The sequence below is a fragment of the Actinoplanes sp. NPDC051851 genome (assembly GCF_040681165.1).
In the GTDB taxonomy this organism is placed as follows: Bacteria; Actinomycetota; Actinomycetes; order Mycobacteriales; family Micromonosporaceae; genus Actinoplanes.
In genome coordinates, this window is record NZ_JBFAYF010000011.1 from 93,908 (window position 1) to 109,478 (window position 15,571).

At 71.4% G+C, this 15,571-nt stretch carries 16 protein-coding genes and 1 pseudogene; 13 read left to right on the forward strand and 4 right to left on the reverse strand.

Annotated elements, in window-relative coordinates:
- Window positions 1-12 precede the first annotated feature (12 nt).
- From AB0M08_RS13985 to AB0M08_RS14020, 8 genes and pseudogenes are all read left to right on the forward strand, one after another.
- Entirely contained in the window at window positions 13-846 is an 834-nt protein-coding gene (locus tag AB0M08_RS13985; RefSeq protein ID WP_364492481.1) for a 3-keto-5-aminohexanoate cleavage protein, read from the forward strand.
- On the forward strand, window positions 843-1,757 hold the full coding sequence (locus AB0M08_RS13990) for an asparaginase (protein WP_364492482.1): 915 nt from the start codon (window positions 843-845) through the stop codon (window positions 1,755-1,757). The genes AB0M08_RS13985 and AB0M08_RS13990 overlap by 4 nt, the downstream gene beginning before the upstream one ends.
- Window positions 1,758-1,826: 69 nt before the next feature.
- Window positions 1,827-2,165, forward strand: a pseudogene (locus tag AB0M08_RS13995) (helix-turn-helix transcriptional regulator); the annotation flags it as partial.
- Between the two features lie 44 nt (window positions 2,166-2,209).
- Window positions 2,210-2,671, forward strand: coding sequence for a hypothetical protein (locus tag AB0M08_RS14000; RefSeq protein WP_364492483.1), 462 nt, complete (start codon window positions 2,210-2,212; stop codon window positions 2,669-2,671).
- A 56-nt stretch (window positions 2,672-2,727) separates the two neighbouring features.
- Window positions 2,728-3,042 (forward strand): DUF2516 family protein, encoded by a 315-nt coding sequence (locus AB0M08_RS14005; RefSeq protein WP_364492484.1) that lies wholly within the window; start codon window positions 2,728-2,730, stop codon window positions 3,040-3,042.
- Complete coding sequence (locus tag AB0M08_RS14010) at window positions 3,039-3,923, forward strand: alpha/beta hydrolase (RefSeq protein ID WP_364492485.1); 885 nt, start codon at window positions 3,039-3,041, stop codon at window positions 3,921-3,923. Before AB0M08_RS14005 ends, AB0M08_RS14010 begins: the two co-directional genes overlap by 4 nt.
- Before the next feature lie 134 nt (window positions 3,924-4,057).
- On the forward strand, window positions 4,058-4,513 hold the full coding sequence (locus AB0M08_RS14015; protein ID WP_364492486.1) for a hypothetical protein: 456 nt from the start codon (window positions 4,058-4,060) through the stop codon (window positions 4,511-4,513).
- 100 nt (window positions 4,514-4,613) lie between these two features.
- Window positions 4,614-5,390 (forward strand): EI24 domain-containing protein, encoded by a 777-nt coding sequence (locus AB0M08_RS14020; protein WP_364492576.1) that lies wholly within the window; start codon window positions 4,614-4,616, stop codon window positions 5,388-5,390.
- Window positions 5,391-5,589: 199 nt separating this feature from the next.
- Here the strand turns inward: AB0M08_RS14020 and AB0M08_RS14025 are convergent, their stop codons facing one another.
- The 3 genes from AB0M08_RS14025 to AB0M08_RS14035 form a co-directional block, all read right to left on the reverse strand.
- Window positions 5,590-6,603 carry a LacI family DNA-binding transcriptional regulator gene (locus AB0M08_RS14025; protein ID WP_364492487.1) on the reverse strand — a complete coding sequence of 338 codons (1,014 nt, stop codon included), beginning with the start codon at window positions 6,601-6,603 and terminating at the stop codon, window positions 5,590-5,592.
- 18 nt (window positions 6,604-6,621) lie between these two features.
- Window positions 6,622-8,007: a GH1 family beta-glucosidase gene (locus AB0M08_RS14030; RefSeq protein ID WP_364492488.1), complete on the reverse strand. Its 1,386-nt coding sequence runs from the start codon at window positions 8,005-8,007 to the stop codon at window positions 6,622-6,624.
- Between the two features lie 110 nt (window positions 8,008-8,117).
- Window positions 8,118-8,882 carry a maleylpyruvate isomerase family mycothiol-dependent enzyme gene (locus AB0M08_RS14035; RefSeq protein WP_364492489.1) on the reverse strand — a complete coding sequence of 255 codons (765 nt, stop codon included), beginning with the start codon at window positions 8,880-8,882 and terminating at the stop codon, window positions 8,118-8,120.
- A gap of 31 nt (window positions 8,883-8,913) precedes the next feature.
- Between AB0M08_RS14035 and AB0M08_RS14040 the strand changes: the two genes are divergently transcribed.
- Window positions 8,914-10,023 (forward strand): UDP-N-acetylmuramate dehydrogenase, encoded by a 1,110-nt coding sequence (locus AB0M08_RS14040; RefSeq protein WP_364492490.1) that lies wholly within the window; start codon window positions 8,914-8,916, stop codon window positions 10,021-10,023.
- 64 nt (window positions 10,024-10,087) lie between these two features.
- Here AB0M08_RS14040 and AB0M08_RS14045 read toward each other — a convergent pair whose 3' ends face one another.
- Window positions 10,088-10,696 (reverse strand): CAP domain-containing protein, encoded by a 609-nt coding sequence (locus tag AB0M08_RS14045; RefSeq protein ID WP_364492491.1) that lies wholly within the window; start codon window positions 10,694-10,696, stop codon window positions 10,088-10,090.
- A 407-nt stretch (window positions 10,697-11,103) separates the two neighbouring features.
- Between AB0M08_RS14045 and AB0M08_RS14050 the strand changes: the two genes are divergently transcribed.
- The 4 genes from AB0M08_RS14050 (at window position 11,104) to AB0M08_RS14065 (ending at window position 15,563) form a co-directional block, all read left to right on the forward strand.
- The gene (locus AB0M08_RS14050; RefSeq protein WP_364492492.1) at window positions 11,104-11,802 is read left to right on the forward strand and encodes a response regulator transcription factor; all 699 of its coding nucleotides are present in this window, start codon (window positions 11,104-11,106) and stop codon (window positions 11,800-11,802) included.
- A gap of 83 nt (window positions 11,803-11,885) precedes the next feature.
- A complete protein-coding gene (locus AB0M08_RS14055) occupies window positions 11,886-14,252 on the forward strand; it encodes a chemotaxis protein CheW (protein WP_364492493.1) in 2,367 nt (788 codons plus the stop codon).
- Window position 14,253: 1 nt separating this feature from the next.
- Window positions 14,254-14,691 (forward strand): chemotaxis protein CheW, encoded by a 438-nt coding sequence (locus AB0M08_RS14060; RefSeq protein ID WP_364492494.1) that lies wholly within the window; start codon window positions 14,254-14,256, stop codon window positions 14,689-14,691.
- Complete coding sequence (locus AB0M08_RS14065; protein WP_364492495.1) at window positions 14,691-15,563, forward strand: hypothetical protein; 873 nt, start codon at window positions 14,691-14,693, stop codon at window positions 15,561-15,563. The genes AB0M08_RS14060 and AB0M08_RS14065 overlap by 1 nt, the downstream gene beginning before the upstream one ends.
- The last annotated feature ends 8 nt before the right edge of the window (window positions 15,564-15,571 follow it).

Below are 15,571 nucleotides of genomic sequence, written 5' to 3' on the forward strand. Positions count from 1 at the left end.
ATCATGGCCCGCATGACCGGGACCTTGATCACCGTCGCCCCGACCGGCGCGGAGAGCGGCAAGGCGGACGTGCCGGCGCTTCCAGTGACCCTGGATGAGCTGGTGACCACCGCGAAAGAGTGTGAGGCGCTGGGTGCCTCGATCGTTCACGTGCACATCCGGGACGCCGACGCCCGGCCGACCCTCGACCAGGGGCGGCTGCGGGCGACCGTCGCGGCGCTGCGCGAGGCCACCGGGCTGATCGTTCAGCTCTCCTCGGGCGGGGCGGTGACCGATCCGGAGGCCGATCGGCTGGCCGTGCTGGACGCCGGGCCGGAGATGGCGTCCTGCACGATGGGGACGGTCAACTTCGGAGACGACGTCTTCCTGAACCGGTGGGACTTCATCGTCGATCTGCACACCCGGATGCAGGAGCGCGGGATCGTACCGGAGTATGAGATCTTCGATCTGGGTCAGCTGGCCAGCCTGCAGCGGCTGCTGAACAAACACGGTCTGCCGTTCGGCGGGCATGTGCACGTCGACCTGGTGATGGGCGTGCCCGGCGGGATGCCCGGCACCGCCGCCGCGCTGGTCGCCTGCGAACAGGCGATCCGCGATCTCCCCCAGGGCACCACGTTCTCGGCGACCGGGATCGGCCGGAGCACCCTCCCGGTGATGCTGGCGTCGCTCGCCGCCGGTGGGCACCTGCGGGTCGGCATGGAGGACACCATCACGTACGCCAAGGGCCGCCCGGTCGAGTCGAACATGCAGCTGGTGGCCCGCGCGGTCGGCTTCGCCCAGCTCGCCCAGCGCGCCCCGCTGACCCCGTCGCAAGCGCGCGACCTGCTGGGGGTGCCACACCCGTGACCGTCGTCGCCGAAGTCATCCGCTCCGGGTTCGTGGAGAGCGTCCACCACGGCGTGGTCGCGGTCGCCCCCGGACCGCCGCCCACGGAGAACGACCCGATCTTCCCCCGCTCGTCGAACAAGCCGTTCCAGGTGGTCGGCATGCTCCGCAGCGGGCTGGTCCCGGCCGCCGAGGACGATCTCGCGATGATCAGTGCCAGTCACGACGGGGAACCGTTCCACGTGGAACGAGTCCTCTCGATGCTGGCCGCGGCGGGCCTCGATGCCGCCGCGCTGCGCTGCCCGGCCGACCTGCCGATGGGGGAGGCCGCCCGGAACGCCCATCTGCGCCACGGGGGCGAGCCGGAGCCGGTCCTGATGAACTGCTCGGGCAAGCACGCCGGGATGCTCGCCACCTGCCTCGTCAATGGGTGGGACCCGGAGTCGTACCTCGATCCGAAGCACCCCCTGCAGCTGGCCCTCGCCGACACGGTGAGCGATCTCGCCGGTGAGCCGATCGCGGCCACCGGCGTGGACGGCTGCGGCGCCCCGGTGCTGGCGATCTCCCCGTACGCCCTGGCCCGCGCCTTCCTCCGGCTGGTCGAGAGCGAGCCGGGCACCCCGGAGCGCCGGGTCGCCGACGCGATGCGGGCCCGTCCCGACCTGGTCGCGGGCACCGGGTCGGAGGACACCGTGCTGATGCGCGCGGTGCCCGGGCTGCTGGTGAAGCGGGGCGCGGACGGCGTGGTCGCGGCCGCGATGCCGGGTGTGGGCGGGGTGGCCGTGAAGATCTCCGACGGCGCGGCGCGGGCCCGGTACCCGGTGCTGCTCGCGGCGCTGCGCCGGCTCGGGGTGAGCACGCCGGCGTTGGACGAGGTGGTGCTCGGTGGCGGCGTACCCGTAGGGGAAGTGCGCGCGGTAATTCAGGGGTGACTCGGTTCACGCTAGCTCTTGCAAGCATTTTGCTTGCAAGAGCTAGCACTCGGGGTTAGCTTCGAATGCATGGCCACGCCGAAGGACCTGCCGCCGGACATCGGATCGTTCATCCGTGATCTGCGGCAGACCGCGAAGATCTCGCTCCGGCAGCTCGCCGACAGGGCGGGGGTGAGCAACCCCTACCTCAGTCAGGTGGAGCGCGGCCTGCGAAAGCCGAGCGCCGAGGTGCTGCAACAGATCGCCAGCGCCTTGCGTGTGTCGACGCCCGCGATGTATCTGCGGGCCGGACTGCTCGATGGCGAGGGCCAGCAGGGCGTGCTGGCCGCCATCGCGGTCGACCCGGAGCTCACGATCGCGCAGAAGCAGTCCCTGACGCAGATCTACGAGACGTTCCGCAACGAGAACGTGCGGAACGCCCCGCCCGCCCCCGAGCCCGAGGAGGACGACAAGTGACCGAGCAGACCAAGACCAAGATCCCGACCCCGCTGTACGCCGCCGCCGGCGCCGGTGACCTGGCGTACCAGCAGCTGCGCAAGCTGCCCGCCGTGGTGACCGAGCTGAGCGACCGTGCCGCCGCCTCGCTGCGCGCCGCCAACGGCCAGGCCACCGATCTGAAGGAGAAGGCCGCCACCACGGACTTCGACGCGCTCCGCACCAACGCCGCCACCGCCGCCGTCGCGTTCGCGCAGGTGGCCCAGGAGCGCGCGGTCGCCGTCTACCACGACCTGGTCGCCCGCGGCGAGAAGGTCGTCGGCGGCGGTGTGGTCGAGGCCGCCGACGTGGTCAACGCCGACATCGAGGCCACCGAGCAGGTCGCGGCCGTCGAGCCGGCGATCGAGGAGCCGAAGGCCGTCGAGGCCGCGCCGAAGCCGCGCAAGCGGGCCAAGCCGGCCGAGAAGCCCGCCGAGTAATCCGACATGATCAGCGGGCCCCGGCGTCCCCGGGGCCCGCGGCATAGACTCTTCCCATGGCCTACTCCGCGCCGATCTTCTACGCCACCGTCGTCGTCTACATCATGCTGGCCGTCAAGATCTTCTCGTTGGCGATCCAGGTGGCGGCACTCATCCATTGCCTGACGCAGCGCGGCGCCGGCTTCTCCGCGCTGGGCACCCTGCCCAAGGGCGCCTGGGCCGGCATCCTGGCCGTGCTGATGGTGCTCACCGCGATCACCTCCTCGCCGTTCAACCTGTTCAGCCTGGCCGGCATCGCCGCCGCGATGATCTATCTGCTGGACGTGCGCCCCGGGCTGAAGGACATCGCGGGCGGCAAAGGCCCCTGGTGAGGTCTCGCTTCGGGCCACCGCCTCCGGACGGCGGGCCGCGCCTGCAGCGCGTCGATCGGACCAGGCCGCAGTCGGGTCGCCCCACGTTGCCGGCTCCGGCCACCGAGATCGTCTCCCTTGCTTCCGGGGTACGACTGGAACAGATCACCACCGGCATGGGAAGCCCGGTGACGGTCTTCGCGCACGGCCTGGCCGGTGACATCGCCGGGACGCGCCCGTTCGGCAGCGCCATCACCGGCCGCCGGGTCTTCTTCCACTTCCGGGGCCACGGCGGATCGGACATCCCGCCCGGCCCGTGGTCCTTCGCCGACCTGGCGAGCGACCTGCGCGGCGTCGCCGACCTGTCCGGCGCGACCCGGGCACTCGGCGTCAGCATGGGCGCGGGCGCGCTCTGCCGTCTCCTCGCCGACACGCCGGACCGCTTCGAACGGGTGGTGCTCTACCTCCCCGCCCCGCTGGACGGCCATCGCCCGCCCGCCGCCGTCCGCCGCATCGAGCACCTGCTCGCCGCCGTCGAGTCCCGGGAGGCCGCGGTGATCGCCGAGGCGGTCGAGGCGGAGCTGCCCCCGTCGGTACGCAACACCCCGGCCGGCTGGAGCTACCTGCGCCAGCGGGTCGAGCAGCTGTCCCGGGACGGCCTGGCGAGCGAGATCGAGACGCTCTGGACCGCGCCCGCGGTCGCCGACCTGTCCGCGCTGCGGGCGTTCCGGGGCCGCGCGCTGGTGATCGGCTGCGAGGGCGACGAGGTCCACCCGGCGGAGTGGGCCACGCGGCTGGCCGGTCTCCTCGGCGCCGACCTCCAGATGTACGACCGCCCCGCGGTGCTCTGGAACAACCGCAGCGAACTGCGTGCCCGGATCTCTGGCTTCCTGAACACCTGACACGCACCCGCCGGGCCTGGCTGCCCTGCGGCTGTCCCGGGTTTTAATGCTGTTATGTCCGGATAGCCGTAACTTTTCCGGCTTCAGAGCGATTTTCAGACGTGCGCTTGTCCCCTAAATCCGTCTTTGTCGGTGTGGTCCTCCTGGGGCTGCCGCTCGCTATCGCGGTCGGCTGGGCACTGGGCGCCCCGGCACCGCGTACGGTCGCGGCCGACACGGGCGGGACCGGCGGCAGCGACGGCCTCGGGGTCGCGCCGGCCCGGAGCGCCTCGTCCCACGACGACGGGAACGCGAACCGGCCGGCCCGGCCCGTACCCGCCACCACCACGGCGACCACCACGACAGCGGCGCCGGCCACCAGCCGGCCGCCGGTGTCCGCCACCACCGCCGCGACCACCGCGCCTCCTGATCCGGCCGGGGTCGCGTCCCCGCCGCCGTTGCTGGACAACCCGCCGGTGCCGACGCCGACCTTCGTGGACGGCCCGCCGGACCCGGTGCCCACCGGTTCCGGGGAGCCCTCCGAGCCCGATCCGTCGCCGTCCGCGAGCGAGACCACCCGCACCCCCTCACCGGCGGCGTCCGGGTCCTAGCCCGTGCCCTCGGGCGTGCTCCCGGCGATGCCGCGGCCCCGGCCGGATTAGGAGGCGCGGGCTAAGCTCCCGGGTCGTGAAGGAAGATCCGAATCGGCCGGTGGCCGCGGTTCGTCAGTTCGTCACCGGGGCCGGTCTCCTCGGCCGTGGCCTCGGTATCGTCATGAGCAGTCCACGGCTGCTCCTCCTCGGGCTGCTGCCGGCCCTGCTCGCCGGCGTGCTCTACACGATCGCGCTGGTCGTCCTGATCCGCTTCCTGCCGGACATCTCCGGCTGGGTCACGTCCTTCGCCGACGACTGGTCCACGTTCTGGCGGGACACGATGGAGTTCCTGGCCGGGGCCGGGGTGCTGGGTCTCGCCGTACTCCTGGGCATCCTCTCCTTCACCGCGGTCACCCTGCTGATCGGCGACCCGTTCTACGAGCGCATCTCCGAGCTGGTCGAGGACCGGTTCGGCGGCGTGCCGGACGCCGTCGAGGTGGGTTTCTGGTCGGCCCTGCGCCGCAGTCTCGCCGACGCGGTCCGGCTGCTCGGCATCTCGGTCCTGGTCGGCATCCCGCTCTTCCTGCTCGGCTTCCTCCCGGTGGTCGGCCAGACCGTGATCCCGGTGCTGGCCGGCGCGATCGGCGGGTGGCTGCTCGCCCTGGAGCTCACCGGCGTCCCGTTCCAGCGCCGCGGTCAGCGCCTCCGTCACCGCCGGGTCGTCCTCGCCAAGAACGTGCCGCTGACCCTGGGTTTCGGCGCCGCGGTCTTCGTCGCCTTCCTGATCCCGCTCGGCGCCGTCTTCCTGATGCCCGCCGCGATCGCCGGCGCCACCCTGCTCTCCCGCCGCACCCTGGGCCACCCGATCGCCATCACCACGACCCCCTCCCTGTAACCCGCCCGCTCCCGTGCCCGCGCGATCCAGCCGCGCGATCCAGCCGCTCGTTCGCGGCCGTAGCGCGGTCCCGGTCCTGGCTGGTTCTGAGGGGTGCCTCGGGCTCCCGAGGCACCCCTCAGAACCAGCCGGAATCGGGACGCGCGGCACTGCGGGAGTGGGTACGGAGGTCGCGTGGCCGGTGCGGGAGGGTGCGTGGTCAGGCGGAGTCGCGGACGATCAGCTCGGTGGGGAGGACCACGGCGTCGGGCGGTGTGGTGTCGCCGGCGATCCGGAGGAGCATCTGGCGCGCCAGGGTGCGGCCGATCTCGTCGATCGGCTGGCGGACCGTGGTCAGCGGCGGATCGCTGTAGCGGCTGATGTCGAAGTCGTCGAAGCCGATGACCGCGACGTCGGACGGCACGTGGCGGCCGGCCTCGCGCAGGGCGAGCAGCGCGCCGTGCGCCATCAGGTCGGAGGCGGCGAAGACGGCGTCCAGCGACGGGTCGGAGGCGAGCAGCGAGCGCATCGCGGCGATGCCGGACTCGCGGGTGAAGTCGCCGGCCGCGACCAGGGTGGGCAGCCCGGCCTCGGCGAGCGCGTCGCGGTATCCGGCCAAGCGCTCGATGCCGGCCACCATGTCGGGCGGCCCGGCGATGGTGGCGATCCGGCTGCGGCCGGTGGCGATCAGGTGGCGGACCGCGGCGGCCACCCCACCGGCGTGGTCGACGTCCACGTACGGCACCGGGGGCTCGGCGGTCATCGGCCGGCCGCTGCAGATCACCGGGATGCCGCGGCGGGCCAGCGCACCGGGGAGCGGGTCGGCGCCGTGGATCGAGGCGAACATGACGCCGTCGACGTGGCCGGCGACGGCGTACCGCTCCACCCGGTGGTGACCGGCCTCGGAGCCGGCCATCATCAGGACCAGTTGCTTGTCGGCGGTCTCCAGTTCGGCGCCGACGCCCCGGATGATCGCCGGGAAGAAGAGGTCGTCGGAGAAGACCCGGTTCGTGGTCTCCGGCAGGATCAGTGCGATCGAGTCGGTCCGCTGGGTGACCAGGCTCCGGGCCGCCTGGTTCGGCACGTAGCCGAGCTCCTCGACGGCCCGGTTGACCGCGTCACGGATGCCCGCGGCGACGGTGGTGGAGCCGTTGACGACGCGGGAGACGGTGGCGCGGGAGACCCCGGCACGCCGGGCCACTGCCTCCAGGGTCGGCCGTTCCCGCGTCGTCACAGAGCCCGCTCCCGTCGTTCACTCCAGGCCGTTACGCCGGATCACCTCTCGGTACCACTTCGCGCTGTCCTTGAGCACACGCTGCTGGGTCGTGTAGTCGACGTGCACGATACCGAAGCGCTTCGCGTACCCCTCGGCCCATTCGAAGTTGTCCATCAGCGACCAGAGGAAGTATCCCCGCAGGTCGACTCCGGCGGCCAGCGCGTCGTGGCAGGCGCGCAGGTGGCCGTCGACGTAGTCGATGCGCGGCTGGTCCGCGGTGCCGCCCGGGTACGCGGCCCCGTTCTCGGTGATCATCATGGGGGTGCCCGGGTAGTCCCGGTGGATGCGGGTCAGCAGCCGGGTCAGACTGGCCGGCTCGATCTGCCAGTTCATGTCGGTGACCGGGCCGACCGGCGGACGGAACGCGACCCCCTCGCTGCCCGGGTAGTCCAGCGCGCCGGGCCGGCCGGGCTGCGCCGAGACGTACGCCGGGGTGTAGAAGTTGATCCCGAGCACGTCGATCGGGGCGTTGACGACCTCCAGGTCGCCGTCCCGGATGTAGTCCAGGTCGGTGAACCGGGCGATGTGCTCCAGCACGTCCGCGGGGTATCGGCCGAGCAGCAGCGGGTCGTAGAAGATCCGGTTGGCCACGCCGTCGATGAGCCGGGCGGCGGCCTGGTCGGCGGTGTTCGCCGGGTCCAGCGGGGAGACCTCGCACGGGTTCAGCGTGATGCTGACGCTCTTCGCGCCGGCCGCGCGCAGCGCCCGCGCCGCCAGGCCGTGGCCGAGCAGCAGGTGGTGGACGGCCCGGAAGGCGGAGACCGGGTTCTGTACGCCCGGCGCGTGGATCCCCGACCCGTACCCGAGGTACGCCGAGCACCACGGCTCGTTCAGCGTGGTCCAGGTGGCGACCCGGTCCCCGAGGCGGCGGTAGACGACCTCGGCGTACTCGGCGAAAGCCTCGGCGGTGCTCCGGGCCGGCCAGCCACCCTGGTCCTCCAGGGTCTGCGGGAGATCCCAGTGGTAGAGCGTGACGACCGGGTCGATGCCCTTCCCGAGCAGTTCGTCGGTGAGCCGGTCGTAGAAGTCCAGGCCGCGGGTGTTCACCGGGCCGGTGCCGTCCGGGCGGATCCGGGACCAGGAGACCGAGTACCGGTACGACGCCAGGCCCAGCTCGGCCATGAGCGCCACGTCCTCGGCGTACCGGTGGTAGTGGTCGCACGCGACGTCGCCGGTGTGACCGGCGAAGACCTTTCCCGGCGTACGGCTGAAGGTGTCCCAGATGGACGGGCCGCGACCGTCCTCCCGTGCCGCGCCCTCGATCTGGTACGAGGCCGTGGCCGCACCCCAGACGAAGCCGTCGGGAAAGGTGATCCCCGCACGCGCCGGCTGAGCCGACGTGGACGTGACGGTTGCCGTCATGTCTTCACCGCTTCCTGTCTGCATGACTCGTTCTCTATATGGCTCCCCTGAACTTAACCGGTTCATCTCGTAAGCGGAACCGTCATACGGCTGTCATACGTTGGAAGCTTTCAACCGGTGCGGAGCGACTGCACCAATCGGGGGTCGCCGGTGAGGGCGAGCTGATCGAAGCGTTTGCGGCCCATCAGGGCGAGTTGCAGGTCGCTGGCGGTGCCGGTGGCCTTGGCGCGGGCGTGGTGGTCGTCGGTGTCCAGGATCGTGCCGGTGTCCAGCAGCGCGATGCCCGGACCGCGAAGACGGACGAACCACTCGTGTGCCGCGTCCGTGCCGACCAGGTGCACCACGCCGTGCAGGTCGGTCGGGCCGAGGCGCCGGCCGGCCGGAAGCCAGGTGTCCAGGATCTCGCTCACCCCGTCGGCGGCCAGCTTGGTCTCGATCGGGGTGGCCCGGCCGGCCGCGTTCTCCGTGTCCCAGCGGTGCACCGAGATCTCGTGGGCCATCCGCCGGTGCCAGAACCCGGCCCGCTTCGGCTGCGGCGCCCAGTTCCACGCCGGGATGTCCGGGTCGAGCGCCTCCAGCGTCTCGATCGTGCCGGTCAGCTCGCGCCGCAGGTGGTCCAGGGTCTCGGTCCACTCGCCGGCCGGCTCGGGATCGGCCGGGCGTTCGGCCGGGTGCTCGGTCGTGCCCCGGGTCACCGAGGCGCGGACCCAGCCGAGCATCGCGGTCACGTGCCCGGCCAGATCGGCGGTGGTCCATTCCGGGCAGGAGGCCACCGGCGTGTCCGGGCCGGTCTCGGAGACGGCGTCCCAGAGCGCGGGCCCGTCGGCGCGCAGCGCCGCTAGCCAGAAGTCCTTCGTCGCGTGCAACCTGTTCATCGCAGTCGTCTCCCGCTCGGCCGGACCGCCCATGAAGCTCCGCAGTGCTGAGCTTAGGGTGATTGCTGTGCCCGACGCATACGCCGATCATTCGACTGACACATACCCGTCTCCGGATCTTTCTCTGGCGGCGTACACGACGCTACGCCTCGGCGGGCCGGCCGGCACGCTGACGACGGCGGTCCACTCGGACGAAGCCGTCGCCGCGGTGCGGGCGGCGTCCGAGAGTGATCGCCCGCTGCTCGTCCTGGCCGGTGGCAGCAACGTGGTGATCGGCGACGAGGGCTTCCCCGGCGACGTGCTGGTGCTGCGCACCAGCGGGTTCGAGGTGGTCGAGGAGGATGAGGACCGGGTGGTGGTCCGGGTCGCGTCCGGCGAGCGCTGGGATTCCTTCGTGGCGTACGCCGTGGGCCGGGGATGGTCCGGCGTGGAGTGCCTGTCCGGGATCCCCGGGTCGGCGGGGGCGACTCCCATCCAGAACGTCGGCGCCTACGGCCAGGAGGTCGCGCACACCATCGTGGCGGTGCACGCGTACGACCGGGAGGCCGGCGAGGTGCGCGCGATGACGCCGCCGGAGTGCGCGTTCGGGTATCGCGCCAGCGTGTTCAAGCACAACGACCGGTTCCTGGTGCTCTCGGTCGACTTCCGGCTGGAGGTCTCGCCGGACTCCGCGCCGATCCGCTACGCCGAGCTCGCCCGGCAGCTGGGTGTCGAGGCCGGCGACCGGGTCCCGCTCGGCCAGGCCCGGGACACCGTGCTGAAGCTGCGGGCCGGCAAGGGCATGGTGCTCGACCCGGAGGACCGGGACACCTGGTCGGTCGGCTCCTTCTTCACCAACCCGGTGGTCTCCGCCGGGAGCTTCGCCGAGCTGGCCGCGCGTGAGGAGATCCCGCACTGGCCCGCTCCGGACGGCACGGTGAAGATCCCGGCGGCCTGGCTGATCGAGCACGCCGGCTTCCCGAAGGGCTTCGCCGGCGCCGGGGTCTCCATCTCCACCAAGCACACGCTCGCGCTGACCAACCGCGGCGCCGGGACCACCACGGCGCTGCTGGACCTGGCCCGGGTGATCCGGGACGGGGTCCGGGAGCGCTTCGGCGTCGAGCTGCACCCGGAGCCGGTGCTGGTCAACTGCGAGCTGTGAACGCCGGCCACGGCCGGTGCGCAGGAGCTGCGAGCACCGGTCACGGGCGGTGCGGAGAACCGGTTCAGCGGTACCCGAACACCTGCGTGTAATAAGGAGTGCCGTCCGCGGCGTACGTGATGGCGGCGCCGATCGAGCGGGCCGCGCAGTTGAGGATGTTGGCCCGGTGCCCCGGGCTGTTCATCCATGCCTCCACCACCTGCTTGGCGGTCGGGTATCCCCAGGCGATGTTCTCCCCGGCGGGTGCACGGTACCCGGCCCGCTGGGTACGGGTGACGAAGGTGGAGCCGTCCCGCCAGACGTGGCTGAAGAGCCGGGTCCGGGCCATGTAGTAGCTCTGCTCCGTCGAGGCGACGTTGAGCTCGTGGTCCACGCTCACCTTGGGACAGCCGGCGGCCTTCCGCTCGTGGTTGGTCAGCCGGACCATCTGGCGGGTCAGCGTCTTGGTGGAGGCCTTCTCGGTCTCCGCCTCGGTGTCCGGCTCCGGGGTCACCGGCGCGGTGGGCGTCGTGGTGAGGGAGTCACCCGGTGGTGTCGTCGCCGTCTCGGTGGGTAGGACCTCGGCCGGGCGTACGGGTACCGCCGGTCCCTGGCCCAGTACCGCGGTGGGCAGGGCGAGCAGGGCGGGTGTAGCCGCGAGCAGGACCACGCGGCGTGCCACCTTTTCTAACACGGGTGCCTCCCGGTCACTTTCGTGCTGCGAATCGTCCAACAGGGATATCGGACCCTGTTGTACGTGTCGTGTCACAATTTTCTCGGAACGGGCGAAAAGGCCTACGCGGAATGGCAGTCTGAAGGGTCGCCCGGCCGGAGGGCGAATTTTCGGGCGTTGAGCGCTCGCGGCCGGATCCTTATCGATCCGCCCTGCCCAGAGGGGCTGGGCAGCTAGACTTTCACTGTCCGTAAATAGGCGATGACATCACGCTATGGTGTTTTTGCGCCTTTGAATTTCCCCCGTTCGCGGTCGCGCGGACGGTGCCAGGTAGGACACCGATTTCCCGGTGCGCACGAGCGTGCCCGGGGAAACGGCCGTGCCCGAATACGGGTGCGAGCACGGGTTGGGGGCAGGGTGAGTAAACGATGAGTCGCCTACTCGTGGTCGAGGACGATCCGGACATCGCACTCGCTCTGCGATTGCTGTTCAGCCGCGCCGGCTACGAGGTGGCGCACGCGGCCGACGGCCGTTCGGGGCTGAAGGAGGCGTACGCCGAGCACCCCGACCTGGTGGTGCTCGACGTCGGCCTGCCGGAGATGGACGGGTGGCAGGTGCTGGAGCGGCTGCGGGACGTCTCGGACGTGCCGGTGCTGGTCCTGACCGCGCACGGCCAGGAGGCGGAGAAGGTGCGCGGCCTGCGCGGCGGCGCCGACGACTACCTCACCAAGCCGTTCGCGAACAACGAGTTGCTGGCCCGGGTCGAGGCGCTGCTGCGCCGCTCGTCCAACGGGCAGAGCAGTTGGGCGAGCCAGATCTACGACGACGGGCTGGTGCACCTCGACCCGACCAAGCGCCGGGTGTACGTCAAGGGCGAGGAGAAGCGGCTCACACCGACCGAGTTCCGCCTGCTCAACGCGCTGGTGCGGCACGCCGGCGCGGTGCTCTCCCCGAACCAGCTGCTGACCCAGGCGTGGGACGACCCGACCGGTATCGGCCAGGAACGGGTCAAGTTCGCCGTGCTGCGGCTGCGTCGCAAGCTGGGCTGGTCCGATCCGGACGAATCGCCCATCGAGTCCGTGCGTGGTTTCGGATACCGCTACCGCCGACCCGGCGGAGAGGGCTGATTCCGGCGTACCGGGCGATCTTCTCAGTTGGTGCCCGCAGGGGTCGATGAGGGCTGTGAAGCCGAGCAGCAGGAGGAGTTGACGTGGAAGACCTTGGCGAGATCGTCGGCGAATTCCTGATGGAGTCCCACGAGAACCTGGACCAGATCGACCGGGACCTCGTCAGCCTCGAACAGGAACCGGGGTCGCGTGACCTGATCTCCCGTATCTTCCGGGCGATCCACACGATCAAGGGCACCAGTGGGTTCCTCGCGTTCTCCCGCCTGGAGAAGCTGGCCCACGCCGGTGAATCGCTGCTCTCCCGCCTCCGGGACGGCGTCCAGCCGGTCACACCGGAGACGATCACCGTACTGCTGCTCTGTATCGACGGCGTCCGTTCGCTGCTCTCCTCCATCGAGGAGAAGGGCAGTGAGGACGAGGTCGACATCGACAGCATGATCGTACGGATCAAGGCGCAGATGGACGCGCCGTCGGACGGTGCCGCGGCCGCCCCGGCAGCGGCTCCGGCCGCACCCGCCGCGGAGGCCACCGAGGCCGCGGAGACGCCGGTGACCGTCGAGGCGGAGCCGGTGGCCGTCCGCCCGGCGCCGGAGCCGGTCGCCGAGCAGCGCCAGCCGCTCGGCCAGATCCTGGTCGACGCCGGCGCGGCGCAGACCACCGACGTCAGTTCGGCGCTCCAGCAGCAGATCGAGGGCGACGAGCGCAAGCTCGGCACGATCCTGCTCGACGAGGGCAAGGCGCAGCCGGCCGCGGTCAGCGAGGCGCTGCAGTCCCAGGCCCCGAAGCGGAGCATCGCGGACAGCGCGATCCGTGTCGACGTCGACCTGCTGGACACCCTGCTGAACATGGTCGGCGAGCTGGTGCTCGCCCGGAACCAGCTGGTCCGGGGCGTGATGGAGATCGGTGACTCCGGCCTGGTCCGCAGCGCCCAGCGGCTCGGCATGATCACCAGTGAGCTGCAAGAGGGCATCATGAAGACCCGGATGCAGCCCATCGAGCACATCTGGTCCAAGCTGCCCCGAGTCGTCCGGGACCTGAGCAACTCGCTCGGCAAGCAGGTCGAGCTGGTCATGCAGGGCAAGGAGACCGAGCTCGACCGGAGCCTGCTGGAGGCGGTCAAGGACCCGCTGACCCACCTGGTCCGCAACGCGGTGGACCACGGCATCGAGGACCCGGAACGCCGGGCCGCCAGCGGCAAGGGGCCGATCGGCACGCTGACCCTGCGCGCGTACCACGAGGGTGGGCACGTCGCGGTCGAGGTCGCGGACGACGGCGCCGGCCTGAACGTCGAGCGGATCGCGCAGAAGGCCGTGGAGAACGGGCTGCTCCGGGCGGAGCAGGTGCCGAACATGGACAAGCGCGACATCATGGCGATGGTCTTCCAGCCCGGCTTCTCCACCGCGGCGAAGGTCACCAACGTCTCCGGGCGCGGCGTCGGCATGGACGTGGTGAAGACCAACATCGAGAACATCGGCGGCGCGGTCAGCGTCGACTCGACGCCGGGTGAGGGCACCGTCTGGCGGCTCACCATCCCGCTGACGCTCGCCATCATCCAGGCGCTCACCGTCGACTGCGGCGATCAGCGGTACGTCGTACCCCAGGTGGCCGTCCTCGAACTGGTCTTCATCGACGGCAAGACCACCAAGGTCGAGTACGCCTCCGGCGCGCCCGTCTACCGCCTGCGCGGCAAGTTGCTCCCGCTGGTCCGGCTGGACCGGGCGCTCGGCTTCGACGTCGGTGGTGACCAGGGCGTCTACATCATGGTGCTGCAGGCCGACGGCCGGCGGTTCGGCCTGGTCGTGGACCGGGTGCTGAACACCGAGGAGGTCGTGGTCAAGGCGCTCAACTCCCGGCTCAAGGACATCGGGATGTACGCCGGCGCCACCATCCTCGGCGACGGCAAGGTGGGCCTGATCCTGGACGTCTCCTCGCTGGCCCGCCGGTCGCACCTGGCCGTCGACTCGGAGCGGGAGAACCTCGTCGAGAAGCCCACGACGGGCGGCGGCGGTACGGAGCGCCTGCTGGTCACCGCGGTCGGCGAGCGCCGGGTGGCGATCCCGCTGGACACCGTGACCCGCCTCGAGGAGTTCCCCCGGGACCGCCTCGAACACGCCGGCTCCCGCGAGGTGGTGCAGTACCGCGGGCAGATCCTGCCCCTGGTCCGGCTCTCCCACCTGCTCGGGGCGTACGGCGAGGAGCTGGAGGGGGACACCGTCTCGGTGGTCGTCTACAGCGAGGGCGGCCGGAGCGTGGCGCTGGTGGTCGACCGGATCGTGGACATCGCGGAGAACTCGACGACCGCGCGCCGGGACGCCGACGAGGACGGCCTGGTCGGCACCGCGGTGATCCAGCAACGGGTCACCGAGCTGCTCGACGTGCGCCGGGCGATCCTCGCCGCGGACCCGAACTTCTACAACGACGAGGTCGACGACATGCTGGTGGAGGCCTGACATGGCGAGTCGGCAGTTCGCCACCTTCGAGGTGGACGGGCAGCTCTTCGGGGTCGAGGTGCACACCGTCCAGGAGGTGCTCTCGTACAACGAATACACCCCGGTGCCGCTGGCGCCCCCGGCGGTGGGCGGCCTCTTCAACCTGCGGGGCCAGGTGATCGCGGCGGTCGACCTGCGGGTGCAGCTCGGCCTCGCGCGCCAGGCGCTCCAGGGCCCGGTCATGAACGTCATCCTGCGGGGCGACGGCGAGCCGGTCAGCCTGCTGGTCGACAAGATCGGCGAGGTGGTCGACCTGGACGACGAGCGGTTCGAGCCGCCACCGGACACGCTCAGCGGGCCCACCCGCGAGCTGGTGGTCGGCACGTTCAAGCTCGACGGGCGGTTGATGCTGGCTCTCGACGTCAATCAGGCCGTCGACACTTACCGCGCCACCACCTGATGTACAGCCTGGTCAGCGCCCCCGTACTGGGCTTCGACCTGACCCGCCTGGCCGGCGGGCCGGCCGCGGCCGAGGTGGTGCTGCGCGCCCTTCGGCTCCAGCGGGAGGACCTCACCGTGCTCGCCGAGCGGCTCCCGGACGAAGACGTCCGGGGCCCGCTCTGGGTCGAGGTGGAGAGCGCCGCCCGCCGGATGCCGAACCTCAAGGGCATGGCGAAGGACGACCCGGCCGGAAACCTCGCATTGGTCGAGCGGGCGCCGATCGGATCGGTGGACGCGCTGCTCACCTGCCTGCGCTACGACGTGATGGCGTGGACCTGGGAGGGCACCGGACGGGCCGCCCGGCAGACCGAGGAGGCGGCCGGGGCGACCGCGCTGCTCTGCGACGCGGCCGTGGCCAGCTACCTGCGCGAGGTGCTGGACGAGGAGTCCCGTCGCAAACTCGGCGCGGGCTGGGTGGCCGCGGTCCGTAAGCTGCCCGCCACCGCGCCGATCGATCTCGGACCGCACCACTACACGGTCTCCGCGCTCCTCGACAAGCTGCGCACGCTGCGGCCGGAGGACCGGCAACGGGTGGCCACGGCCGCCGACGACGCCCGGCGCAACACGGCCGGGTGGTCGCCCGCGGTGCACTCCGCGTCCTGGGCGGCGTACCTGTCGGACCGGGTCCGCACCGCGGCGGCGGCACAGATGCTGCTGGTGCAGGCGGTGGACACCGCCGAGATCTCGCTGGCCGACCGGGCCGGCGGGGTCTGGAACATGCTCTCCGGCGCCGTTCAGGCGCTGGTGGTACGCGATCTGCTGGACACCTCCACGGCTCACCGGCTCCTAGCGCCGGTGGTCGCTGCACTCGGTCCGGCCTGGCTCGGTTGAAGGGAGTG